We start from the raw sequence: 22,656 nt of genomic DNA on the forward strand, positions 1-22,656 counted from the left end.
TCTTCACGCATCCGATCGTACCCTGTCGTTCGATCGGGTGCGCAATCAGTTGCAAACGCGCGATAGAGTCGCCCAGACCGGTTTGAAAGCAACTGTTACTCACGAGACCTGTAGAGTAAGCGTTGCTGACGCGCCATAGCTGCCGTTGAGGGGAACAGTTATCTGACTTACACGGCAGCACAGGTGCTCTCGATGGTCGCTACCGCGACACGCGCGTATCGGCCGCAACTGCGTATCGACCACAGATCACGGCGGCACGTCGCCGCCCATCTCGTGGTACTCCCAGACGTGATCTTTCAGTTCTTCACGGGTCGCGAAGCGTTCGTCGCACATATCGCACTCGAACGGGAGTTCCTCACCTTCGGCTTCGGAGTCGTGTTCACTCATAGCTGTCTGTTCGGCGACGTTCGTATTAATGCTGGCGCGGACCGCGAGCGTCGGCCGATGGAACCGCTCCTCGCTATTCGGGCGGCGTCTGATCGCTGAACGTCTCCTCGCTCCAGTGGTCGATCGGCGACTCCTCGTCGCCCCAGTCGAGATACGCGTCCGCGAGGAGTTCGATCACGGTCTGCCCGAGGTCGGTCAACTCCGTGGTGGCGTAGGTAGCGAGTTCCTCGTCGGCCAGTTCCGGCGGAAGGCCCGGAACCTCGAATCGGAACGTGGCGTCGATCGGGTCCCAGTAGAAGTCCAGTTGTTCGAAGACGCCAGCATCCTGGAGGGACCGAACTTCCGAGGCACTCAGATCCGTGTACTCGGCCCACTCCTCGAACGCCTCGTTCCACGCCCCGTCACGGAGCACTTCTTCGAGTTCGGCTCGCCGGAGCTCTTCGGCGTCTTCGAGTTCCGCCGAGTCGAACGCGCTCGGCAGGGGACGGTTCGTCAGATCGGGTGGGGTAGGAGTGTCGATATCGAGCGCCATACTCCGACCTTCGGCGACCAGTACTATAGTGGTTATCGTACCTGTGCATCGATGCTCGCCAAACGGTACGGAGAGAATCTACGAGGACGTCCTCATATCACTATGTAAAGCCGTGTCTCGGGCGGGCAGCGACTTCCTACAGCAGAGACCGACGCACCCGTTCTTCTCGCCAGTCACTCGCTGTCCGACGTCGAAGGGGCCTGTTCGCCAGCGACGACCCCCCGGATCAACGGTTCGACGCGCACCGTCGCCGCGTCGCTCGCGATCGTATTGGTGAGGTAGAGCGTATCGTAGGTGTCGCCCACCCGTTGGACGCCCTCGGGCAGAACGCCGTGAACGGCGGCCGCCTGAACCGTCTCGGCGCCCTGCTCTTTCAGCCGGTGGAACGCCTCGACCATCGTCGTGCCAGTCGCGATGAGGTCGTCGAAGACGAGCACGTCCTGTCCCGCGACGTCGAGTTCGCCGGAGAGCTCCACCTCGACGGCGCTCGCGCGTTCTTTCTCGAAGCCGGCGACGCCAAACCGCTCGACAGCGCCGAGATCCGGACCGACGACGACGTAGTCGTCCATCTCGACGTGCTGTTCGACGAGCGGAAACGCCCGCAACACTTCCAGGGGTACCGTCTGAACCCACTCGCGGTGGCTGAAGTGCGGATCGACCGCGTAGATCCGCTCGACGCCGTAGTGCTCGGTCAACACCCGGAAGATCGACCGGACGTAGTTGACCGTCCCCTCATAGAACGCCTTGTCCTGCCGACTGTACGGCACGTACGGGAACAGGACCGAGATGGAATACTCGCGTTCTGCGAGCGCCGCGAGCGCACCGTAGAGGAACGCGAGCCCGCGGTTGGGATGAGGCTGGCCGCTGTGAACGAGAAGTACCTCCTCGACGTCGTCGAGGTCCCCGAGCTGGACGTACACCTCCGAGTCGGGGAACTGTCGGGTCCCGTTCTGAGGATGCGCCACGAGGGGATGGGCGTCCAAATCGAGATGCTCCGCGCTCGGCGTGGCGACTAGTTCCACGGCTAGTTCCCCCCGGCACAGGCAACGCGACCGCTGGATATCCGTGACATCGGCGGGGTCACCCGAGGTGGCTCTCGAACCACTCGGCCGCCAGTTCGGCGACCTCGTCGAGTTCGCCCGACCCCTCGAAAAGGTGGCCGGCGCCCTCGACGACCTCCAGTTCTCTCTCGCAGGTGAGTTCGGCCAGCGCGTCGCGGTTGAGTTCGAGCACCTGCGTGTCCGCGCCGCCGACGATGAAGAGCGTCGGCGCCGTGACCGCCGGCAACTGCTCGGACGCGAGGTCGACGCGACCGCCGCGTGAAACGACGGCGGCGACGTCGTCGCCGCGACGAGCCGCCGCACGGAGCGCCGCTGCCGCCCCGGTGCTAGACCCGAAGTAGCCGAGGTTCAAATCTCGGGTCTCCTCGTACTCCCGAATCCACTCCGTCGCGGCGACGAGGCGCGCCGTCAGGAGGTCGATGTCGAATCGCGTCTCGTACTCGCGGTCCTCTTCTTCGGTGAGCAGGTCGAATAGCAACGTGCCCACGCCGTGGCGGCGCAACACGTCCGCGACGAACGTGTTGCGCGGGCTGTGTCTGCTACTGCCGCTCCCGTGCGCGAACGCGACGAGTCCGGCAGCGTCCTCGGGGATGAGCAGTTCGCCGGGGAGTTCGACCCCATCAGCCGGAATCGACACGAGGGTCTCAGACTGGTCGGGCATACGCTGACCAACGACGGCATCGACTGTTAACGTTCCCCCAAAAAAGTCAGTGTCAGAGTTTACGGTGGTCGGCCACTTACTGCTAGATGCGACCGAGGCCAGCAGCGCGAGCCGCAATCCGGAGCCGGGGTCGAAAGGGGTACCGACGGCGACGATGAAACAGACGCAGCGGGCGACACCGAACACCAACAGAAAGGAATGACAGAGCCAGAGCAAATCGAACTCGCGGAAGTTGCAACGAACATCTACGAGATACCACGAGACGGCGCGATGCGCGTGCCGGTGCGCGTGTACGGATCGGAGCAACTCGTCGGAGAACTGCAGCGGGGCGACAATCAGACGCTCACGCAGGGGCGGAACGTCGCGACCTTGCCGGGCATTCGGAAGTTCGCGGTCGTCCTCCCGGACGGCCACCAGGGGTACGGCTTCCCGATCGGTGGCGTCGCCGCCGTGGACACGGAAACGGGGGTGATCAGCCCCGGGGGCATCGGGTTTCGACATCAACTGCGGCGTCCGGCTCCTGCGGACCCCGCTGGAGTACGACGACGTCGAGGGACGTGAAGAAGAGCTCGTCGAACGACTCTACGAGACGATTCCGTGCGGACTCGGGAAGGGCGGCTATCTCGACACGGATATGGACGACCTCCGCGGCATCCTCACGCACGGGATGCAGTGGATGCTCGAACACGGGCACGCGGTTCCGGCCGACCTCGAACACTGCGAGGAGAACGGTCGACTGCCGGGAAGCCCGCGGAAGGTCCCCGCGGAGGCGATGAACCGCGGTCACAACCAAGTCGGATCGCTCGGATCGGGGAATCACTTCCTCGAAGTCCAGCGCGTCGCCGAGATCTACGACGACGAGACCGCTTCGGCGTTCGGCCTGCGCCCCGACACCGTCGTCGTGATGATCCACTCGGGGTCGCGCGGCCTCGGCCATCAGGTCTGTAGCGAGTACATCCGCCGGTTCGAGCGGGCGTTCCCCGGGATTGCCGACGAGTTGCCGGACCGCCAGCTGATCTACGCACCGCTGGAGGAGCGGATCGCCGAAGACTACAAGGCCGCGATGTACGCGGCCGCGAACTTCGCGTGGGCGAACCGACAGGCGATGACGCAGGGCGTCCGCGAGGTGTTCGGCGATCTGTTCGACGTGACCGGCGTCGAGCTCGTCTACGACGTGTGTCACAACATCGCAAAAGAGGAGCGACACCGCGTCAACGGGAGCGAAGAGACGGTTCTCGTCCATCGGAAAGGGGCGACGCGCGCGTTCCCGGCAGGCCGGCCCGAGGTCCCGGAGGCGTACCGAGCAGTCGGACAACCGGTGTTCATCCCCGGGAGTATGGGATCCTCGTCGTACGTGCTGTGCGGGGGCGAGCAGTCACTTGACCGGACGTTCGGGTCGACGGCGCACGGTGCCGGCCGGGTGATGTCGCGGACGCGAGCCAAAGCGGAGTACTCCGCGAACGAACTCCAGCGACAGCTTCGCGAGCAGGGCATCTACGTGCGAGCGCGGTCCGGCGGGACGCTTGTCGAGGAAGCACCTGGCGCGTACAAGGACGTCGACGAGGTCATCCGCGTCAGTGACGCCCTCGGGATCGGTACCAAGGTCGCCCGGACGCACCCCATCGCCAACATCAAGGGCTGAGACAGCCGGACAGACGTCCGCCCGCGACGCCCTTCGAGACCGGGGACGCACCGACACCGATAATTCGCTTCGGTCATAAGTGTGGTACTGTCACGCACAGGTACACAGATGTCTGCGAGGTATCGTCGTGCTGCACCGTCGCGGTTCGCGTGAGGACAGAAGAATGAGAGACACGGACCGATGAGAGACACGAGCGACTTCGTACTCCCCAAGAAGCGAGTCGGCGGCGAGACGCTCCGAGAGCGGCTCAGCGAGAACGTTTACGAACGGGTTCTGCCGGCGCGATACCTTCGGACGAACGCTGCCGGTGAGGTAATCGAGACGCCGGCGGAGATGTTCGAACGCGTCGCCGCGGCCGTCGCGAGCGCCGAGCGCGAGTACGGGACGGACGCTGACGCGGCCACCTGGGAGCAGCGGTTCTACGAGGCGATGGCGGGGCTCGCGTTTATGCCGAACTCGCCGACGCTGATGAACGCCGGGGCCGAGATCCAACAGCTCGCGGCGTGTTTCGTGCTCTCGCCGGAGGACTCGCTGGATTCGATCTTCGGCACGCTCGGCCGCGCGGCGAACGTAATGCAGAGCGGTGGCGGTGTCGGGTACTCCTTCTCGAAGCTCAGACCGCGGGGGGACCGCATCAGATCGACGGGTGGCGTCGCCAGCGGCCCGGTCTCGTTTATGAACGTCTACGACACGATGTGCGAGCAGATCCGGCAGGGAGGTCGGCGGCGGGGAGCCCAGATGGGGATCCTTCACGTCACTCACCCCGACGTCGGTCGCTTCTGCACGGTGAAGCGAGAACAGAATGCCTTGACGAACTTCAATCTCTCCGTGGCGATCACTGACGACTTCTACGACGCCGTCCAAGAGGGTTCGCGGTACACGCTTCAGAATCCGAGCACCGGCGGCCCCCACGAAGTGACCGAAGCCACTGCCCAGTTCTACAGCACGGCTTACGAGTCGGCTCCGCGGACCGAGGTCGAACGGAATCTCTGGCGAGACTACGCCGAAGAAATCCCGCGGATCGACGAGTATCGTGGGGAAACCGACCTAGAAGTCGGTGCCGAGACGACGCTACCGGCGCGGTTCGTCTGGGAACTCGTCGTCGATGGGACGTGGCAGAACGGCGAGCCGGGGTTGTTTATGATCGACGAGACGAACCGCCAGCACTCCTTCGACGTCGAACAGTACCCGTCCCATCGGATCGACGCGACCAATCCCTGTGCCGAGCAGGGACTCGAAGAGTACGAGGCGTGTACGCTTGGGCACGTGAACCTCTCGCTGCTGGTCGACGACGACGCCGTCACGTGGTCCGAGTTCCACGACGAGGGGATTCGAGACCTTCCGGCCGCCGTCGAGACGTTTCTGGAGCAAGCGATCGATTGGGAGCGGCTGAACGACCTCGTGCACCTGGGGACACGCTTCCTGGACGACGTACTGACAGTCTCGGAGTTTCCGATCGACGAAATCGACGAGACGGTCGGCCGGATGCGAAAGATCGGTCTCGGGATACTGGGCCTCGCCGAGTTGCTGATCCAACTGGGCGTCAGATACGACTCACCACCCGCACGCGAGATCGCCCGGCAACTGATGGCCGCGATCAATCGCGAATCGACGCAGACGAGCCACGAGCTGGCGGTCGAACGGGGTTCGTTCCCCGACTGGGAGCACTCGAAGTACGCCGCGCCGACCGACTACCCGGAGTGGTTCGAGCGGCACACCGGCGACGATCCCGAGGAGTGGGCCGACGGGTTCCCGCTCCGGAACCACAACACTACAACCATTGCACCCACCGGGACCACGGGAATGATCGCGAACACCTCGGGTGGCTGTGAACCGCTGTTCAACGTGCTCTATTTCAAGAACGTGAGCGAGGACGTGCAGGGCGAGGCGATGCTCGTCGAGTTCGACGAGTACTTCCTCAGAGCACTAGAAGCGAACGGCATCGATCCGGTGAAGATTCGAGAACGTGCGCTGTCGCTCCTCGAAGACGGCACGTTCGAGCGCCCCGCAGATCTGCCGATCCCGACGGGACTCGCGGAGTTGTTCGTGACCGCAGGAGAGATCTCCGCCACGGACCACGTCCGGATGCAGGCCGCACTCCAAGCGCACGTCGACAGTGGAATCTCGAAGACGGTCAACCTCGCACACGACGCAACCCGCGAGGACATCGCGGACGCGTACGCCCTCGCGATCGAACTCGGGTGCAAGGGCATCACCGCTTACCGCGACCGATCGCGCCACGAGCAGGTGCTGACGACGCGGCCGTCCGAATCCGATGACGCCAGCGGTCGACCGTCAGAAGCGAGGTGTTGTCCCAGTTGGCTACCGTAGGTCGTGCCCGGTCCGAGCGGACGTAGAGCGAGCAGCGGACACTCCAGTCAGCTGCGCCGAAAAACCGATGATGGGTCGTGCGGAAGTAGCGGTATGGTCGAAGAAAACTGGGTCGACCTCGAAGCCACGGAGCTACGGTACCGCGATCGAACGTGGGAACTCACCGGTGACGTCGACGTCCGGGAGAACGGCGACCTCCTGGTGGTCGAGGCACGAGAGGCCGACGACGTGCGCCACAGGACTGCGCTGCTACACTTCGGACGCGGAGCAGTGGAGTCGACGCGATCACTAAATCCCGGGGAACTCGGAGAGCACTTCCACGCCCTCGAACGGGACGGCGAGGATCACTTCGTCGTCGTGAAAAAGGCCGGGCGGCGATACCGATACGAACTACACCGCCTCGAATACGAGTGAGTGCCGGCCCTCGCGACATCGGTAAAACGTCACTACCGAAATATGAACGAGTATACACTTCCTACCGGAGTAACAAAAGTACGGTTGTTAGAGCGGTAACTACTGCATACTAACCGTTTTCGCGTTCGCCTGTCGGGATACCAAACTGCTATAGCAGCATTCGCAGGGCTTCGAAAGAGCGAGTCGGCTATGATATCGACGCGGTCAGGTCGAGCGTGGTGATGATCCCGACGACCTCCTCGCCGTCGACGACCGGAACGTGGTGAATCAGATGCTCGATCATCGTGTCGGCGACGTCGCTGATGGGGGTCTGTCGCGTCGTCGTGATCACGTCGGTTCGCATCCACTCCGCGACAGTCGCCTCAGCCGCGGGCGCTTCCTCCCTGGCGAGCGCGACGAAGTCTGTCGCCGTGAGGAGGCCCACGAACTGGTCCATATCGTTCACCACGACGACCGCGCCGATGTCGTGTTCGATCAACGTCGCTGCGGCTTCGGCGAGTGGCGTGTCCGGAGTGACTGTCTCGACTGGTCGTGACAGAAACTGATCGACGTAGCGCTCTTCCATACATCACCATTCCGCCGCGGTACCAAAGAAGTTCGCTCCGTCCCGCCTACGATTCGAGCTTTTCGATGATCTTCTGCGCGTCGGAGCGGGCGGTCGTTTTCCCGGCAGCTTCGGGGATCAACACCGACTGGACGACCCACTCGTCGCTGCCCTTTCTGTGGCCGGTTCGGACTTTACTGCCCGTCGAGACCTCCGCAGCCGCCTCCTGTGCCCACTCGGGCGTCCGGATCTCGCTGAATTCGTCCGGGTCACGGAACCGGACGTGGTAGTACTCGCCCTCGAGTTCGACCAGCTTCGGCTCGGGTATTCGTGGCATAAAGACGAGTGCACCGCGAGTCGTATTATGCGTTACCCGGGCCTCCAGGCTCGGAACGTTTCCGAGCCGGTCACACCTCCAGCACCGCCTCGATGGTCCAGCCGTCGTCGTCCTGTTCGATCCGCATCTGGCTGTACGTCGGGGCCTTGACGTCGAGCAGCGGCTGGTCCGGTTCGATAGGCGTCGCGTAGATCGTTGCCGACAGGTGATATCCCATATCGGTCTCGTGGATTTCGACGTCGCCAGCGTGAGAGACCACTGCGTTTTCGATATCCTGACACAGAACCAGCTTGTTCAGAAAATCGAAGAGCAAGGCTTCGAGGTCACGCGCCGTGAGGTCGACCTTCTCGATCATCGGATCCGCCTGCGGCTGCGTCGGGCCCCCGACGAGTTCGGAGAGCGCGTCGACCATCTCGGCGAACGCCAGTTCGAGCGAACCGGCCTTCGCCCGGAGTTTGACGTCGACGGCGTGTTCTGAGAGTTCGTAGGTCATTGCTGTCGTGGGGGGCCGGCGAGCCACCAGCCGTAGAGCCTGGACCGTTCCTCGTCGCTCGGGTGTTTCTTCGTCCGCCCGTACTCTTTCCCTTCGAGGATCTGCCGCTCGACCACGTTCCGCGCCAGGTGGAGCGCGTGTCGCGCGCCGTAGCCCTCGCCGGTCCCGACGAAGTGTCCCCGGTCGGTGAAGAGCCGGATCCGGGCCATAATCAGCGGCGTGCCGCGGAGCGTCTCGTCGTGTTCTTTGAGGTAGACGTTCGCTTCGAGCACGGTCAGGTCGCCGTACTTGCGCGTGGACTCCTCGATCATATCGGCGACGTCAGTGCGTGAGATGTCGTCTAAGAGGTCGACGTTCGTGATCTGGACGGGCAGGTGCGTCTCCGCGCCCCAGGTGAGCGACCGCAGGACGTCGGTGTCGGTGACGATGCCGACCGGCCGGTCCTCGCTGGTCACGACGAGCGAGGAGACCCCGGCCTCCAGCATCTGATCGACGGCATCGTCGAGCGACTGGTCGGGCGTCGTGGTCTCGACCGGTTCGGTCATCACGTTCTCCGCCGGCAGGTCGAGCATCCGTTCGAGGTCGCCCGCGCGCTCGCCGAAGCCACCACGGGAGCTACCGCCGCCGGGTTGCGTTCCCGCACCGGGCGAACCGCCCTGTCGTCGCCCCATCTCGCGGGCGGTGAAGTCCAAGACGTCGTGAATGCTGATGACGCCGACGGCGTCGTCGTCTTCGACCACCGGCAGGTGTGTGATTCGCTGGTCCCGAAGCGTGTGCAGTACTTCTCCGAGGGTCGCATCGCGCGGGACAGTGACGAGGTCTTCGGTGTACACGTCCCCGACGGTGAGCACGCCGAGGAACTCCTGGACGGCCGCGAGCAGGTCGCGGGCGGTGACGACGCCGTAGAGGTCTTCTCCCTCGAACACCGGGAGGGTCTTCGCGCTGCTGCCGACCATCAACCGGGCGACGGTCCGCACGTCCGCGTCGACGCCGACTCGGCCGACGTTCCATATCAGGCTCCGCGCTTTGGCGTCGGGGTTCTGGTGGGTGGAGTTGAGTTGCCGGCGCGTGACGAGCCCCTCGTAGTCGCCGTCCGAAGTGACGACCACCGCATCGACGCCACGGTCTTGAAACGTTCCCACGAGCTTTGAGACGCGGGCGTCTTCGTCGAACGATTCGTACTCGGTCGTAGCAATCTCTCTGATGTTCATAGGCTTCTCCCGACGGCACGCTACGCGCGGGGGGACATTCAATGTTCGTCCGGGGGGGTAACGTCCGTCGGGAAGGCGTAACGTCCGAGAGGCGCCGCCTGCGACTGGGCGGTTCCACATCGGTCCAAGCACCCATTACTGAGGACGTCGTATCCAGACGTATGCCGTCGAAGCGTCATCACCGATGCAACCTCTGTGGCAAAGATTTCGAGACGGGCGAAGCGCTGGAAGAGCACATCGAGCGGCGACATCCGAAAGAGGACCTCCACTGGTGGGTCGTCGCCGAAGAACCCGATCGAACGCTCAAGTTCGAACGGTAACTCCGGCTGCTACGCCGGTTTTACCCGATACTCCGTTGGAAGAAACGCAGTTATAACGGCGGTTCCGTTTATATTGAGGTGCCGATTTTGAGCAATCTGTGTGGTTGTTTCGACGAGGAGCGAGAAAACCGATGGTTATTCGCCGGATTACAGTCGTCTTTCTGATTTCTCTCTCACTACGGAGCGGGTAAAACGGGAGTACGTTGTCAGTCCGACGTCTCGGTCCGCGAGATAACGGCGGTGCATAGAACCGCGGGGAGCCGATTCGCGGAACGATACCATCATTAAACGACAGTGAGTCGTAGCCACATAGCAATGACGTCGCAGACACTGACGGAGAAAGTACTGTCCGACCACCTCGTCGGCGGCGAACTCACCCCCGGCGAATCGATCGATCTCGACATCGACCAGGTGTTGCTGCAAGACATTCTGGGTCCACTAGTCTGGATGGAGTTCGAGGCGCTGGAGTTCGAGACGGTCGAGACCGACGTGGCTGTCACCTACTGCGACCACCAGGTGTATCAGTTCGACAGCGCAGACACGGACACCCACCGATACCTTCGGACGGCCTCGCAGGCGTACGGCGGACACTTCTCGAAGCCCGGAAACGGGATCTGTCACCAGGTACACCGCGAGCGGTTCATCGAACCGGGCGCGACGCTTCTGGGCAGTGACTCGCACTCGACCACGATGGGCGGGTTCGGTGCGATCGGTATCGGCGCGGGCGGCCTCGACGTAGCGACGGCGATGGGCGGCGGCGCGTACACGGTCGAGATGCCCGAGGTCGTCGAAGTCCACCTGACGGGCGAACTTGGCGAGTGGACCTCCGCGAAGGACGTCATCTTAGAGCTGCTTCGTCGCCACTCCGTCAAAGGCGGCGTGGGCAAACTGTTCGAGTTCACCGGACCGGGCGTGGAGACGCTGAGCGTCCCCGAGCGGTGTACGATCACCAATATGACGACCGAGCTGGGCGCAACGACAGCGATCTTCCCGAGCGACGAGCGAACGCGCCGACATCTGACGCGACTCGGCCGCGGGGACGCCTACCGGGAACTGAGCGCCGACGCCGACGCGACGTACGACGACCGTCTGGAGGTCGACCTCTCAGAGATCGAGCCGCTGATCGCGATGCCGTCGATGCCGGACAACGTCGTCCCCGTCTCGGAGGCGGCCGGCACGCCCGTCGATCAGTGTCTGGTCGGCACCTGCACGAACGGCTCGTACTTCGACATCGCGACCGCGGCCGCAGTCGTGAAAGGCGAGACCGTCGCACCGGAGACGGAGTTCGTGATCGCGCCTGCATCGAAGCGGTCCGCCGAGGTGCTCGCCCGCGAAGGTCGCACCGAGGACCTGTACGCCGCCGGCGTGAACCTCTCGGAGTCGACGTGTGGGGCCTGCATCGGCCAGGGGCACGTGCCCGCACCGGACTCGGTCAGCCTCCGCGCGTTCAACCGGAATTTCAAGGGCCGTTCGGGCCTTCCCGACGACAGCGTCTACCTCGCCTCGCCGGAGGTCGTCGCGGCCAGCGCGATCGCGGGCGAGATCACGGATCCTCGCGATATGGGCCGCGACGCACCGTCGGTCTCACTGCCCGACGATATGACCCGAACGGACGCCGAAATCCTCGGCCCGGAGCCGTCGACCGAGGTGCGAAAGGGCGATACGATCGGATCGGTGCCGCTGAAGGACCCGCTGGCCGAGCAGATCGCCGGAACGGTCATCACGAAAGCCGGCGACAACGTCACCACGGACCACATCGTCCCCGCGAACGCCGAAGTGATGACGCTGTGGTCCGACCCGCAGGCGTGCGCGGACTACACGCTCGTCCGCGTCGACGAGGACTTCCCCGAGAAGGCCCGCGCGGCCGACGGCGGCTGGGTCGTCGCCGGCGAGAACTACGGGCAGGGTTCCTCGCGGGAGAACGCCGCGCTCGAACTCGCGGTGCTCGGCGTCGACGGCGTGATCGCCCAGAGTTTCGCGCGGATCCACTTCGCGAACCTCGTCAACTTCGGCGTGGTGCCCCTGACGTTCGCTGACGCCGAGGCGTACGACAACGTCGACGAGGGCGACACCCTCGAAGTCGTCGGCGACCTCGCCTCGCAGATCCGCGCGGGCGACGAACAGGTGACGGTGGAAGTCAACGGCGAGTGGACCTTCGAGGCCGACGTGACACTCACGCCCAAAGAGCGCGAGACGCTGCTGGCGGGTGGGAAGCTCTCGCTGCTCAAGAACGAGGCCTGAGCGACGAGGCCTGATCGGTCCCACTTGAGGGCGACCACACGCTCGCCCGCGACGAGGCGGCACGTCGAGCCGGTCGAGTTGACGACGCACTCGGCAGTCGGACCGACCCACAGCCATATATGCTAATGTAAGGTATCTAACGGTATGCAGGAGCGGACAGCGTCGACGCTCCGAAACGGGGTGCTCGGCGGCGTGGTCGGCAGCGCACTCGGATTCGTCCCGCTGGTACTGTTGGTCGCGCCGCTGCTCGGTGGCGGCGTCGCCGGCTACCTCGAACGCGAGGGTCCGAAGCGCGGCGCGCTCGCCGGTGCGGTCGCCGGCGTCGTGATGGCGGCCGTGAGCACGCTGATCACGGGCGTCGTCTTAGCCGTTCGCTTTGGAGAGTTCCCAGTTGGCGGCGGCCCGCTACGGTCGTTGGGCATCGCCGCGCTCCTGTCGCTCGCAGCGACCCTCGGACAGGTACTCGTCGCCGGCGTCGGTGGCGCACTCGGAGCGCTCCTCGCCGACGGCCGCGCGTCGGCCCCCGGTGGCAGTCTCACCGGAGCCGGAGGAGACGGCGCGCGACCGCCCTCGTGGAGGGCGATCCTCGGCGGGATAGTGGCGGGGATCGCCGCCTTCCTCGCGGTCACGATCTCGCTCACGGTCGTTTTGGATCCGCTCGTCTGGCCCTCGCTGCTCGTCGCGCTCCCGATCGGCGCGGTCGCCGGCGCCTCGGCCGCCGTACTCGGCTACCGGTATCTGGCTCGCGGCCCCGAGGAGACGATCAACTGGCGCGCGGTGGGGATCGGTGTTCTCGTGGTCGTACTCGTCTTCGGACTCTTGCTCTTCGGCCTCTCGGTCCTCGGCCAGCAGCGCGTCGAGCAGTCCGCCGAAAGCACCTACGAGTACCGCGTCACGCTCTCGACGGACCGATCGCTCGAAAACGCGACGGTGTACGTCCCGATGCCGACAGACGACGGCGACACAGAGCTCACAGCACAGTTCCTCCAGAGCGTACGCTACGAGCGGGACGTTCCGGCGCTCCGGGACTACGATCCGGACCCGACGCCGGTGAACTTCACTTACGAGCGCGTCGAGACCGAGCACGGACCGATGATCGCGATTTCGGCCGACCGGATCGACGTCTCTCGCGTCTATTACCGAGTCGTCGAGAACGAGACGATGGGTTGGCGCGAGCGGATCAGCCCCGACGAATACGACCCCACGGACCCGGCGATGGGCGTCCGCGACGACGGGTCGTTCACGTTCACGGTGACGCTCAGAAGCGAGGAGCGGATCGAGACGGCCGACCCGCTGGGAACGGCTCCGGTTCTCACGCCGCAGTACGACCGGACCGCCGTCGAGTGTCGCTTTGGGACGGACGCAGAGCGGCACCGATGTTACGAGTACGACAGTCGCGTGTACGCCACATACGACACCACGCCGAACGCGACAGTCTACGTTTCGACGGGGCTTTCCGGGCGGAACGAGTGGTTCTCCGGCGGCTGGACGGGCAACGAGTACCACGATCGGACGAGCGTCGAACTGCTCGGTCCGGGGCGGGGCTGGTACGTGGCGTCGGGCGAACTCGAAGTCGGGCGCGGGAACTACAGAGACTGATAGAGATTATCGTACGTCCGCATAGATGTCTCGCCGGACGGTACGGCGAGACTCTCCGAACAGTTACGATAATCTATGAGACGGCGGCCGAACGCGGCTACTGGTCGAGGTCAGTCCAGCACCTCCACACCACCGAACAATACGAGTCCTGTAACGACGAGGTCCGGTTCGGCAGTTCCGTCGGCTTCGTCCGCAGATTTCGCTCGTCGGGGGCGGCTATCGGACGCGTCTCCGAACAGCGCCAACACGTCGATGCGGACCTCCCAGTCCTCGGGAACGCGGATTTCGGAGCCGCCAAAGAGACAGACGGTCTCGACGACGGCGGGCGGGGTCGGGATCGAGACGTCGCGGAGGTCGAGGTCGACGCCGCCGAAGACGGCGACGATCTCGGCACCGGTGAACGCGTCCGTCGAGAGCCGTCGGTCGCCGCCGCCGAACACGCCGACGGCGGTGAGTTCGCCGTCCGCGTCGACACTGGCGTGTTGAAGCCGGCGTTGACGGCGGGAACGGTTCACGACGATGAGAACACCGAAGAGGACGAGAAACAGCGGCCACCACGTTCCGATAGCCGCGTCGGAGACGAGTCCGAGATTCCGCAGGAGGAAGGCGCCCGCGATCGCGACGACCATCACGGGACCTGTGAGATTACGGAAGTCGCTTCTAATGATCGCCCAGACGCCGAGCAGGACGAACAGGGCTGGAACCCAGTCCCAGAGCGTGTCCGTCTCGGCGATTCCCGTCGTGCGCAAGAGAAGCAACACACCGATCAGTATGACGAGGCCACCAGTGAGCAGTCGGCCGGAGAGGGTGCGCGCCATACCGACAGATATGTTGAGAGAACAGAAAATACTACCTCGAATCTGCGTGAGCTGAGAAGTGGTATCGAAAATCGAATTAAACGAATTGTGGTTTGTTCTACGAGTATTTATTCTGTGAAGTCCTGTGCGGATGACTCGATGAGGTTCTTCACGCCACGCCGAACGCGGCCGCTCGCAGCAGTTGTCGAAATTCCGAACGAATCGGCGATCTCTTCGAGCGTCGTCTCTCGTGGTTCTTCGAAATAACCGTTCTCGTAGGCGTAAATAAGAGCGGTTCGCTGCTTGTCGGTTAGCCCGCTCGTGTCGGTCTGGTTGCTCTCCGAAATCTGATGAATTTCTCGAATATCGAACTCGAACGACTGATCGTTCGCGTACTCCCAGACCGACTGGAGTGACTCTCTGTTTGGAAGCTGCCAGCGTTCAATCCATCCGTTGTTGTATCGGTAGGCGTTGAGCGCGAATCCGTCCTGCTCGGTGACGACCGAACCGAGGAGCAGCGTATCGGGCGCGAACTCGATGCTGTAAACGGGGCGGTCCTCGTAGCTCGACACCCGGTGAGCGTGTTCGACAGTGTGGTCGGCGCCCAGTTCGCGTTCGAGTTTCTCGGTCTCGTCGGTCTCGACGACGAAGAACGACTGGTCGCTGACGGGGTCTGTGCTCACTTCCTGCAGCACGCGAATGTCAGTGTCCGGAAGTGACGAAATGACATTTGCTAAGGCCATATTCGGATGCGAAAAATAAACTTTTGCGATGATGGTCATACGTGTGTGGTACTTGCGGCTACGACAGCAACAAATGTTCCGTTTTGGGTCGGTACCGAGGGGTACCGATACGGCATCGACTGCAGATCGACCACGACTTTTAATTCGATGGGGTCTCTACGAAGTCCAATGGTCGATAGTGCAAAACATCCCGTTCGGGCCGGGAAACGGCTCCTCGAGATCGTGGAAGTGCTCGAGGAGCAACAACAGGCTCGCGTGACCGAAATTGCGGAGCAGGTCGACTTCTCGAAGAGTACGGTTCACAATTACCTGAGTACGCTCAAAGAGCGGGGGTACGTCATCCAGAAGGGCGATTTCTACGAGCTAGGGTTGCGGTTTTTAGACATCGGTGAGGCCACCCGGTATAACACGAGCCTGTATCAGTCGGGGCGACCACAGGTAGACCGGCTGGCTGGCGAGATTAACGAACTGGTGAACCTAGTCACAAAGGAGAACAACCAAGCAGTCTACATCTATCGAAAGCAGGGGACGCGCGACGTGAACTTCTCGACGCGGGTCGGACGACGCGTCGCGATGCACTGTACGGCCGTGGGAAAGGCGATGTTGGCACATATGCGCGAAGACCACGTCGAGAAGGTGATCGACGAAGAGGGGATGCCACAAAAGACCCAAAACACGATCACGGATCGCGAAACGCTGTACGAGGAGCTCGCCGAGATCCGTGAGACAGACATCGCAATCGACCGAGAGGAGTTCGGCGAAGGGCTCCGGTGTATCGCGACGCCGATCGTGAAATCGAACAGTACTGTTCTGGGCAGTATCAGCGTCTCCGCGCCGACGACTCGGATGAAGAACAACGAGTTCGAAGAGGAGACCAAAGAGTCGCTCAGAGAGGCAGCAAACGTCGTGGAGTTGAACATTCGGAACTACTGATGAACGGAGACAGTCCCGACTCCGAGTCGAACGACGAAGCGCGGCCCGCCTGGTGGCGGGCGAACGACCGACTTCGGGCCGAGTACAATCTCCCGGATTACGAACCACCGACCTTCGAAGACGGGTCCTACGTCCACGAGGTAGTCGCAGAGCTAGAAGCGAAGTACGAGTGCACGATCCGTCTCGTCAACGAGGATCCGACCGAAACAGACTCGTGGACAGTCCTCGTGGATGGCGAGCGAGTCGAATCGGCGGGGCAGCACCGCGACGCGAGCGTCAATTCGGTTTTCGAGTTGACCGCGCCCGCGTTCCGGCGCGTCGTCGAAACCGCGGTCGGATCAAGCGAAGCCGAGTGAGACGATGATGTGTCCGTCTTCGACACGCGTCGGGAACTCCCGGAGTTTGTACTGACCGTCAGACCGACACTCGCCGGAGGTCACGTCGAACTCGAAGCCGTGCCACGGACAAGAGAGCATCTCGTCTTCTCTCCCCCACGAGAGGTCCGTTTCGAGCGTCTCCTTGTCGAAGGAGGATTCGATCGTGCCGTCGAGTGGACCCTCACACAACGGTGCGCCCATATGCGGACACCAATTTGGATACGCGACGTACTCGCCGCCGACGTTGAACACGCCGACTTCAGCGCCGTCGAGGAGGACGATCATTCGCTCACCCTCCGCAAGGTCAGACGTGCGGCCGACCACGAACTCGTCGTCGTCAGTCACTTCTGGCGTCTCGGCGTTAGACATCGATCCCGTACACCTCCGCGGCGTTCTTGTAGAGGATCTGTTCGCGCTCGTCCTCACTGAAGTCAGAGAGCAACTGGATGAACGACTCCGTGCTGTCGACGTCGAAGTGGGGATAGTCGGTCGCGAACATCAGCGACTCGGCCCCGAGCATATCGAGGATGCTCTTTATGTGGCGGTCGTCGTTGGGCTCGTCGAGCGGTTGCGTTCCGATGTAGAACTGGTCTCTGAAGTACTCCTCGGGCGTTTTTTGGAGGTGGGGGATCTCGGGTTTTCGCTCTTTATACTCCCGGTTCAAGCGGTACATCAGCGTGCCCCACGCGACGCCGGCTTCCTTGAACACGAAGTCCAGATCCGGGAACTTCGCCGGCACGCCGTTCTCGAAGAGGCTCGTGAGATTCATAAATTGTGAGAAGATGTGCGTGAGCGCGTGGTTTCCGAAGTAGGTGTTCATCTCGTACTGCAGAATCGGGAAGTCGACTTCGACGCCGGGCGCCGCGGCCCCGTGATAGACCATCGGGAGACCCTTCTTTTCTGCGGCCCGATAGATGACGTCGTTTTCGGGATCGCCTAGGGGCGTCTTTACGCCAGTAGAGTTCCAGAATGCGCCGACGATCTGGTCTTCGTCTCCGAGCCGGTCGATTTCGGCGGCGCAGGCCTCCGGATCGTGCGGGATCAGCGTCAGGAGGCCATACATATCCTCACACTCGTCGAGGAACCGGTCGATGAGCATATCATTAGTGGCCCGCATATAGGCGATGGCTTTGTCGGTCTGTTGGACCGTGTTGAGTTCGGGAAGTGGGTCGATGATGGGGTGGTCGATGTGGAACTCCTCGGAGAGGATGTCCATAATGTCTTCGTGAGGATCGGTGACCTCAGCCAGAGTAGTGGGGGCTTTCCCCATCAAATCTCGGTCCCAGGTGTCGTTGGCCCAGCCGCTATACCCGTAGGAGGAGCCATCGTTCAAGTAGTATTCGAGCTGCTGCGCGTACGGATCGTCAAGTCGATCCGCGATGTCCCGCTGGAGTTCCTCGGCAAAAAAAGAGACGTGGACGTCGACGTCGATCACCGGGATCTCGTCGAGGAGTTCTGCCAACCGATTCTGTCGGGCCGAGTCCGTCCGCTCAGGAAACTGCCCCTTTCGTTCACTTGCCATAGTACGCGTGTGTGTTGTTAGCATCGGTACTTAATTGTTCTGGGTCGAGAAAAACGGTGTCTCAGACGTTCACAACCGGAATACGGATGCGAAAAGGGTGGTCTTCGGGGACCGAGTGGGCTTCCCGTGGTTCGAGTCCGGTTACTCCTCGACGACCGTGTTCGTGAGCGTGCCGATCCCCTCGACGGTCGCTTCACAAGTGTGGCCGGGTTCGAGAAGTTTGGGCGGGTCGTAGAACAAGCCGACACCGCTCGTGGTGCCTGTCGAGATGACGTCACCAGGTCGGAGCGTGAGTCGGTGGCTGAGGAACTCCACGAGATCGTACACGTCGAAGATGAACTCAGAGGTGTTCGAGGACTGGCGGAGTTCGCCATCGACACGCATCTCGATGTCGACGTTGTTCGGATCGTAATCGACCGTCGAGCGGAGCGCCGGGCCGAGCGGGGCGAACGTGTCGTAGCTCTTTCCGAGGAAGAACTGCTCGTCGTTGCTGAGTTGCGTGTCTCGGGCGCTAACGTCGTTGAGGATCGTGTATCCCGCGATGTACTCCTCTGCGTCGGCGGCGCTCACGTTACGAGCGTATCGACCGATGACGAGGGCGAGTTCGACTTCGTAGTCGAGTTGTGTCACTTCGTTCGGGGCAACGACGGGGCTCTCCGGGTTCGTGACGCACGTGGGGGCTTTCGAGAACAGCAGCGGTTCCTCGGGGATGTCACGGTCGGCCTCCTCAGCGTGATCGCGGTAGTTCAATCCCACACAGACGAGTTTCCCCGGCGTCGATACTGGGGCCAGAAGCGACACCTCGGAGACGTCGTAGGTGTCGCACTGGCCACGTTCGACGGTACGCGCGAGTTCGCGAACGCGGTTCTCGTTGCTGATGTCGTCGAGCGTCGGTTCGGGGCCTGGGAGCGTCGAGAGGTCGTGTACCGTCGTATCGTCGAGAGCGCCCCAACTGGTCGTTCCGCCGGATTGGAATCTTACAAACCGCATATCCACCTTGTTTCGGTTATAGTATTAATTTCTTTGGGTGTCCGGTAGGAGAGTCATCACTCGTGCAAGCCGACGCTCTCGACCAATTCATCGAACGCTCGGTACAAGGTCGGAGAGTCCTCCGAGAGCGTCACGTAGGAGACGCCAGCGTCGATCCACTCTCTGGCTTGGGCCGGCGTGTCCGCGTACGTCCCGACAGTTGTGCCGGCCTGCGCTGCCCGGTCAACGATATCCGTCATCAGTTCGCGAACCCTCTCGTCTTCGATATCACCGGGAACCCCGAGCGACTGAGAGAGGTCGTAGGGACCGACGAACAGAACGTCGATACCCTCGACAGAGAGGATCGCATCGAGGTTCTCGATCGCCTCCTCGCCTTCGACTTGGACGATGAGCGTCGTCCGCGCGTTCTGTTCGGTCGTAAACTCGGGACCACCCTGATAGTCACCGGCCCGTCCGTACGGCGAGAGTCCACGTTCGCCGACCGGGTGGAAGCGGGCAGCTTCCACTGCTCGTCTGGCCTCGCGTTCGGTTTCGACCTGAGGAACTTGGACCCCGCTAGCACCGAGGTCGAGCGCCCGCTGGATGCGCGCAGCCGACCCTTCCCCGACTCGAATGATTGGGTCGACGCCTCTCGCTTGGGCTCCGGTACACATCTGCATCGCGGTCTCGGTCGTCATCGGTCCGTGCTCACGATCTATAACGACGAAATCGAAACCAGCGACAGCCGCTATCTCCGAGACCATAGCCGAATCGAGGATCTGGAACGTGCCGAGAACTGCTTCACCCGCATCGAGTCGCTCCCGTAACGGTCGATCTAGCATACACGCCACGTCGAAGGAGGGGCTAATAAATCTCTCCCACAACGGCGTTCGAGGAGTGCGGGAGTCCCAGCAAGGATCGAGTGTTCAGCTGGATTTGCTCCTTTCCTCCGCGGTGGTATATAAAATTCTCTTGGTCAGAATAACTGGTCACTCTGTCAGAACAAGGCGGCCTCAGCCGTATTCGGCCCCCATAGAACCGGATCACCCCCGGAGAAAAATCACAAGCGTACGATTGTGATTCGTGTGCGGTCGCAGCCTCGAACAGAATTTCAGTAGCACTTAAAATTCTATTCTACAGAACGACACCGAAATTGTCAGAAACGACCGCTTAGAGGCAGTGCAACGTGGTATATCAGTTGGTCACTCGCGCACGTACGCTAACCCGACGCCGCTACTCGCGAAGAGGGCTCCGAGCAGCCAGAACGAAACTGTATATCCGAATCCATCGGCGACGACACCCACCAGAACCGGTCCGAGGCTGCCAGCCGCGAAGAAGACGGTACGGAGGATCCCGAGCGATGCGCCGACGTGACGCTGCTCGAACTGTCCGGTCAAATACGTATAGAGAAGCGGCCAAAACGAGGTAAGCCCGATCGCGAATAGAACGATGCTTCCGAGTACGGCGGGGTGAGTACGAACCTGTGTGAGGGCGACGAGTCCCACGGTTCCACACGAGGTGCTTACGATAGCGGTCCGAAGGTGGCCCCATCGGTCACCTAGGTACCCCGCAGCGGGCGTCGTGACGATCCCGACGCCGAACAGAGCAGCGAATAGATACGCGGCCTGAACTGTCGTGTAACCCTTCGTATGGTGTAAGAACGTCGGGAGAAAGCTTGCGGCGCCCTGCCAGACGAGCATCGCCGCCGCGGCGACCGCGAGGAGCAACCGGACCGAGGATCCGTTGCAGACTGTTCTGAACCTCTCGACCGGATCCAGATCGGGCCACCCTGCGTCGTGGGAGGTTCGAGTAGACCAGTGTGTCAGCCCGATCAGCACGCCCAAGACACCGGCGATCGGGGCGAAGGCGATCTCCCAGGAGGCGTAACCGATGAACGACACCGCGAGAAGCGTCGAAAGCGCGCTTCCAGCGTTGACAGCAGCGTCACGGATCCCGAACGCACGCCCCTGGCCGTCGTCGAACAGGAGGCCGAGGTGCACCAAGCCTGCGGCCTCGAATCCACCGTATCCCATCCCGATCAACGCGACACCGAGCGCGAAGACTCCAAACTGGTCGGCGAGCACCAGCGCGGTGAATCCAGCGACGAGGACTCCCTCGGACGCAACGAGTGCCGTCAGTGACGAGAACTGGTCGGCAAATCGTCCAGCAGGGTACTGGACGACCGCGTGGCAAACCCACATCAGCGAGACGAGGGCACCAGTGACGCTTGCGGTAACATCGAACGTCTTCATCACGATCGGGAGGAGCGGCGAGATGGCAAGCATCCCGGTGAGCGCGGTCAGCAGTCCAGCCGCGTGCAGTCCCAACTGGCGGCCGGCGTGCCCTCGAAATAACCCTCTCTTTATCATTAGGTGGACAAGCAGAGACTCCACAACCGGATCAAAAAAAGATAGCGGGGAGGGAAGAGCGAGGCCCGTACTACATCGTCGGAATCGGGGCACGAACGCTACCCGGCTACGCAGATGGGATCCATCCAAAATTATATAAATTTGTTCGGCGGTAGTTGTGCACGTGATGGAATCACAGCCAACCGTATTGGTTACTGGCGGAACCGGCTTCGTCGGCTCATACGCGATCGACGCGCTCTGTCGTGCTGACTTCGATGTCGTCGCATTCGACCTATCGACCGACACAGGCACGCTCGAACAGTTAGACAGGGCCGAGGAAGTCTCGGTCCGCCGTGGTGACGTGACCGATCCGCTGGACGTCATTCAAGCGATCGAGGAGACTGGAGCTACGAAAGTACTACACTTAGCGTCTCTCCTGACGCCAGCAGCGCGGGCGAATCCCCGGAAAGCGCTCGACGTGAACATCCGTGGGATGAACAACGTACTCGAAGCCGCGAAGACGCTCGACGAGCAGGTCGATCGGATCGTCTGGGCCTCGAGTCTAGCAGTGTACGCACCCGAAGAGAAATACGACGGAGAGAGCGTCACCGAGGACGACCTGATACTCCCGGGGACGGTGTACGGCGGGACCAAAGCGTACAACGAAACGCAGGCCGAGATCTACGAAGACGAGTACGGAATCTGTTCGGTGGGACTCCGACCCACGCTCGTCTACGGTCCGTACCGAGAAACGGGGAGCACGCAGTTGACGGACATCGTCGAGAAGCCGGCGCGGGGGGAAGCGTACGAGATGGACCACGGCGACGAACTCATCGATTGGCTCCACATCGAGGACGCGGCGGAGGCCTTCCGGCTCGCGCTCGAAGTACCCGAATCCGAACTGGCCCGGTCCGTCTACAACATCAGCGGCGAGCGGGCGACGATCAATGAAGCAGCGAACGTCGTCGAGGACATCCTCCCGGACGCCGACCTCTCGGTCTCCGACGACGGGTCCTACCCGTGGAACTTCAACGTTGACCGCTCGGCCGCCGAGGCAGATCTAGGGTACGAACCGAGCTACGGGCTCGAATCCGGCTTCCAGCAGTACATCGACACCGTGCGACAGAGGCAGCACGAACAGCAAATTCAGTGAGATGGGATTGATCGCACACCGGAGGATATCTAAGACTCCAA

The 22,656-nt window shown here is 62.4% G+C and carries 23 protein-coding genes and 1 pseudogene; 9 read left to right on the top strand and 15 right to left on the bottom strand.

Annotated elements, in window-relative coordinates; genetic code table 11:
• Positions 1-246 precede the first annotated feature (246 nt).
• From D3D02_RS09400 to D3D02_RS09415, 4 genes are all read right to left on the bottom strand, one after another.
• Positions 247-387 (bottom strand): C2H2-type zinc finger protein, encoded by a 141-nt coding sequence (locus tag D3D02_RS09400; RefSeq protein WP_121569724.1) that lies wholly within the window; start codon positions 385-387, stop codon positions 247-249.
• 73 nt (positions 388-460) lie between these two features.
• Positions 461-919, bottom strand: a complete 459-nt coding sequence (locus D3D02_RS09405) for a hypothetical protein (RefSeq protein WP_121569725.1) — start codon at positions 917-919, stop codon at positions 461-463.
• Positions 920-1,092: 173 nt separating this feature from the next.
• Positions 1,093-1,941 carry a ribose-phosphate diphosphokinase gene (gene prs / locus D3D02_RS09410; protein WP_158599342.1) on the bottom strand — a complete coding sequence of 283 codons (849 nt, stop codon included), beginning with the start codon at positions 1,939-1,941 and terminating at the stop codon, positions 1,093-1,095.
• Positions 1,942-1,999: 58 nt separating this feature from the next.
• Entirely contained in the window at positions 2,000-2,641 is a 642-nt protein-coding gene (locus D3D02_RS09415) for a dienelactone hydrolase family protein (protein ID WP_121569789.1), read from the bottom strand.
• Positions 2,642-2,839: 198 nt separating this feature from the next.
• Here D3D02_RS09415 and D3D02_RS09420 point away from each other — a divergent pair.
• From D3D02_RS09420 to D3D02_RS09430, 3 genes and pseudogenes are all read left to right on the top strand, one after another.
• Positions 2,840-4,283, top strand: a pseudogene (locus D3D02_RS09420) (RtcB family protein).
• 180 nt (positions 4,284-4,463) lie between these two features.
• Positions 4,464-6,614: an adenosylcobalamin-dependent ribonucleoside-diphosphate reductase gene (locus D3D02_RS09425; protein WP_121569727.1), complete on the top strand. Its 2,151-nt coding sequence runs from the start codon at positions 4,464-4,466 to the stop codon at positions 6,612-6,614.
• Positions 6,615-6,707: 93 nt separating this feature from the next.
• On the top strand, positions 6,708-7,028 hold the full coding sequence (locus tag D3D02_RS09430; RefSeq protein WP_121569728.1) for a hypothetical protein: 321 nt from the start codon (positions 6,708-6,710) through the stop codon (positions 7,026-7,028).
• 187 nt (positions 7,029-7,215) lie between these two features.
• Here the strand turns inward: D3D02_RS09430 and D3D02_RS09435 are convergent, their stop codons facing one another.
• From D3D02_RS09435 to D3D02_RS09450, 4 genes are all read right to left on the bottom strand, one after another.
• Positions 7,216-7,593 carry an HPP family protein gene (locus D3D02_RS09435; protein ID WP_121569729.1) on the bottom strand — a complete coding sequence of 126 codons (378 nt, stop codon included), beginning with the start codon at positions 7,591-7,593 and terminating at the stop codon, positions 7,216-7,218.
• Between the two features lie 46 nt (positions 7,594-7,639).
• A complete protein-coding gene (locus D3D02_RS09440; RefSeq protein WP_121569730.1) occupies positions 7,640-7,909 on the bottom strand; it encodes a hypothetical protein in 270 nt (89 codons plus the stop codon).
• 70 nt (positions 7,910-7,979) lie between these two features.
• Positions 7,980-8,402, bottom strand: a complete 423-nt coding sequence (locus D3D02_RS09445; RefSeq protein WP_121569731.1) for an archease — start codon at positions 8,400-8,402, stop codon at positions 7,980-7,982.
• Entirely contained in the window at positions 8,399-9,613 is a 1,215-nt protein-coding gene (locus tag D3D02_RS09450) for a CBS domain-containing protein (protein WP_121569732.1), read from the bottom strand. Before D3D02_RS09450 ends, D3D02_RS09445 begins: the two co-directional genes overlap by 4 nt.
• A 161-nt stretch (positions 9,614-9,774) precedes the next feature.
• Here D3D02_RS09450 and D3D02_RS09455 point away from each other — a divergent pair, with 161 nt between their 5' ends.
• The 3 genes from D3D02_RS09455 to D3D02_RS09465 all read left to right on the top strand — a co-directional run bounded on the left by D3D02_RS09455 (position 9,775) and on the right by D3D02_RS09465 (position 13,773).
• On the top strand, positions 9,775-9,933 hold the full coding sequence (locus tag D3D02_RS09455; RefSeq protein ID WP_121569733.1) for a C2H2-type zinc finger protein: 159 nt from the start codon (positions 9,775-9,777) through the stop codon (positions 9,931-9,933).
• Between the two features lie 315 nt (positions 9,934-10,248).
• Positions 10,249-12,174, top strand: coding sequence for an aconitate hydratase (locus D3D02_RS09460; protein WP_121569734.1), 1,926 nt, complete (start codon positions 10,249-10,251; stop codon positions 12,172-12,174).
• Positions 12,175-12,318: 144 nt separating this feature from the next.
• Positions 12,319-13,773 (top strand): DUF5518 domain-containing protein, encoded by a 1,455-nt coding sequence (locus D3D02_RS09465; RefSeq protein WP_121569735.1) that lies wholly within the window; start codon positions 12,319-12,321, stop codon positions 13,771-13,773.
• A gap of 110 nt (positions 13,774-13,883) precedes the next feature.
• Here D3D02_RS09465 and D3D02_RS09470 read toward each other — a convergent pair whose 3' ends face one another.
• Positions 13,884-14,591 (bottom strand): LiaI-LiaF-like domain-containing protein, encoded by a 708-nt coding sequence (locus D3D02_RS09470; RefSeq protein WP_121569736.1) that lies wholly within the window; start codon positions 14,589-14,591, stop codon positions 13,884-13,886.
• 107 nt (positions 14,592-14,698) lie between these two features.
• Entirely contained in the window at positions 14,699-15,313 is a 615-nt protein-coding gene (locus D3D02_RS09475) for a helix-turn-helix domain-containing protein (protein WP_158599343.1), read from the bottom strand.
• 168 nt (positions 15,314-15,481) lie between these two features.
• On the opposite strand from D3D02_RS09475, the gene D3D02_RS20285 reads away from it, so the two are divergent.
• Positions 15,482-16,246, top strand: coding sequence for an IclR family transcriptional regulator (locus D3D02_RS20285; RefSeq protein ID WP_158599344.1), 765 nt, complete (start codon positions 15,482-15,484; stop codon positions 16,244-16,246).
• Positions 16,246-16,602 carry a hypothetical protein gene (locus D3D02_RS09490; protein WP_121569738.1) on the top strand — a complete coding sequence of 119 codons (357 nt, stop codon included), beginning with the start codon at positions 16,246-16,248 and terminating at the stop codon, positions 16,600-16,602. Before D3D02_RS20285 ends, D3D02_RS09490 begins: the two co-directional genes overlap by 1 nt.
• On the opposite strand, the gene D3D02_RS09495 is transcribed toward D3D02_RS09490, so the two are convergent.
• The 5 genes from D3D02_RS09495 to D3D02_RS09515 all read right to left on the bottom strand — a co-directional run bounded on the left by D3D02_RS09495 (position 16,585) and on the right by D3D02_RS09515 (position 21,441).
• Complete coding sequence (locus tag D3D02_RS09495) at positions 16,585-16,992, bottom strand: Rieske (2Fe-2S) protein (RefSeq protein ID WP_121569739.1); 408 nt, start codon at positions 16,990-16,992, stop codon at positions 16,585-16,587. The genes D3D02_RS09490 and D3D02_RS09495 overlap by 18 nt on opposite strands.
• Entirely contained in the window at positions 16,985-18,145 is a 1,161-nt protein-coding gene (locus D3D02_RS09500; protein WP_158599345.1) for an amidohydrolase family protein, read from the bottom strand. The genes D3D02_RS09495 and D3D02_RS09500 overlap by 8 nt, the downstream gene beginning before the upstream one ends.
• A gap of 141 nt (positions 18,146-18,286) precedes the next feature.
• Complete coding sequence (locus D3D02_RS09505) at positions 18,287-19,135, bottom strand: fumarylacetoacetate hydrolase family protein (RefSeq protein ID WP_121569741.1); 849 nt, start codon at positions 19,133-19,135, stop codon at positions 18,287-18,289.
• Between the two features lie 56 nt (positions 19,136-19,191).
• Positions 19,192-19,956 (bottom strand): HpcH/HpaI aldolase/citrate lyase family protein, encoded by a 765-nt coding sequence (locus tag D3D02_RS09510; RefSeq protein WP_121569742.1) that lies wholly within the window; start codon positions 19,954-19,956, stop codon positions 19,192-19,194.
• A 360-nt stretch (positions 19,957-20,316) separates the two neighbouring features.
• A complete protein-coding gene (locus tag D3D02_RS09515) occupies positions 20,317-21,441 on the bottom strand; it encodes an MFS transporter (RefSeq protein WP_158599346.1) in 1,125 nt (374 codons plus the stop codon).
• A 208-nt stretch (positions 21,442-21,649) separates the two neighbouring features.
• On the opposite strand from D3D02_RS09515, the gene D3D02_RS09520 reads away from it, so the two are divergent.
• Positions 21,650-22,615: an NAD(P)-dependent oxidoreductase gene (locus D3D02_RS09520; RefSeq protein ID WP_121569744.1), complete on the top strand. Its 966-nt coding sequence runs from the start codon at positions 21,650-21,652 to the stop codon at positions 22,613-22,615.
• Positions 22,616-22,656: the final 41 nt, after the last annotated feature.

Origin of the sequence: Halobellus sp. Atlit-38R, assembly GCF_003665925.1 — an archaeon.
Classification (GTDB): domain Archaea; phylum Halobacteriota; class Halobacteria; order Halobacteriales; family Haloferacaceae; genus Haloquadratum; species Haloquadratum inordinatus.

Excerpts from the sequence above, each read along its gene's own strand:
- D3D02_RS09400 (WP_121569724.1), bottom strand. The coding sequence starts at position 387 with ATGAGTGAACACGACTCCGAAGCCGAAGGTGAGGAACTCCCGTTCGAG.
- D3D02_RS09405 (WP_121569725.1), bottom strand. The coding sequence starts at position 919 with ATGGCGCTCGATATCGACACTCCTACCCCACCCGATCTGACGAACCGT.
- D3D02_RS09415 (WP_121569789.1), bottom strand. The coding sequence starts at position 2,641 with ATGCCCGACCAGTCTGAGACCCTCGTGTCGATTCCGGCTGATGGGGTC.
- D3D02_RS09425 (WP_121569727.1), top strand. The coding sequence starts at position 4,464 with ATGAGAGACACGAGCGACTTCGTACTCCCCAAGAAGCGAGTCGGCGGC.
- D3D02_RS09430 (WP_121569728.1), top strand. The coding sequence starts at position 6,708 with ATGGTCGAAGAAAACTGGGTCGACCTCGAAGCCACGGAGCTACGGTAC.
- D3D02_RS09435 (WP_121569729.1), bottom strand. The coding sequence starts at position 7,593 with ATGGAAGAGCGCTACGTCGATCAGTTTCTGTCACGACCAGTCGAGACA.
- D3D02_RS09440 (WP_121569730.1), bottom strand. The coding sequence starts at position 7,909 with ATGCCACGAATACCCGAGCCGAAGCTGGTCGAACTCGAGGGCGAGTAC.
- D3D02_RS09445 (WP_121569731.1), bottom strand. The coding sequence starts at position 8,402 with ATGACCTACGAACTCTCAGAACACGCCGTCGACGTCAAACTCCGGGCG.
- D3D02_RS09450 (WP_121569732.1), bottom strand. The coding sequence starts at position 9,613 with ATGAACATCAGAGAGATTGCTACGACCGAGTACGAATCGTTCGACGAA.
- D3D02_RS09455 (WP_121569733.1), top strand. The coding sequence starts at position 9,775 with ATGCCGTCGAAGCGTCATCACCGATGCAACCTCTGTGGCAAAGATTTC.
- D3D02_RS09460 (WP_121569734.1), top strand. The coding sequence starts at position 10,249 with ATGACGTCGCAGACACTGACGGAGAAAGTACTGTCCGACCACCTCGTC.
- D3D02_RS09465 (WP_121569735.1), top strand. The coding sequence starts at position 12,319 with ATGCAGGAGCGGACAGCGTCGACGCTCCGAAACGGGGTGCTCGGCGGC.
- D3D02_RS09470 (WP_121569736.1), bottom strand. The coding sequence starts at position 14,591 with ATGGCGCGCACCCTCTCCGGCCGACTGCTCACTGGTGGCCTCGTCATA.
- D3D02_RS09475 (WP_158599343.1), bottom strand. The coding sequence starts at position 15,313 with ATGGCCTTAGCAAATGTCATTTCGTCACTTCCGGACACTGACATTCGC.
- D3D02_RS20285 (WP_158599344.1), top strand. The coding sequence starts at position 15,482 with ATGGTCGATAGTGCAAAACATCCCGTTCGGGCCGGGAAACGGCTCCTC.
- D3D02_RS09490 (WP_121569738.1), top strand. The coding sequence starts at position 16,246 with ATGAACGGAGACAGTCCCGACTCCGAGTCGAACGACGAAGCGCGGCCC.
- D3D02_RS09495 (WP_121569739.1), bottom strand. The coding sequence starts at position 16,992 with ATGTCTAACGCCGAGACGCCAGAAGTGACTGACGACGACGAGTTCGTG.
- D3D02_RS09500 (WP_158599345.1), bottom strand. The coding sequence starts at position 18,145 with ATGGCAAGTGAACGAAAGGGGCAGTTTCCTGAGCGGACGGACTCGGCC.
- D3D02_RS09505 (WP_121569741.1), bottom strand. The coding sequence starts at position 19,135 with ATGCGGTTTGTAAGATTCCAATCCGGCGGAACGACCAGTTGGGGCGCT.
- D3D02_RS09510 (WP_121569742.1), bottom strand. The coding sequence starts at position 19,956 with ATGCTAGATCGACCGTTACGGGAGCGACTCGATGCGGGTGAAGCAGTT.
- D3D02_RS09520 (WP_121569744.1), top strand. The coding sequence starts at position 21,650 with ATGGAATCACAGCCAACCGTATTGGTTACTGGCGGAACCGGCTTCGTC.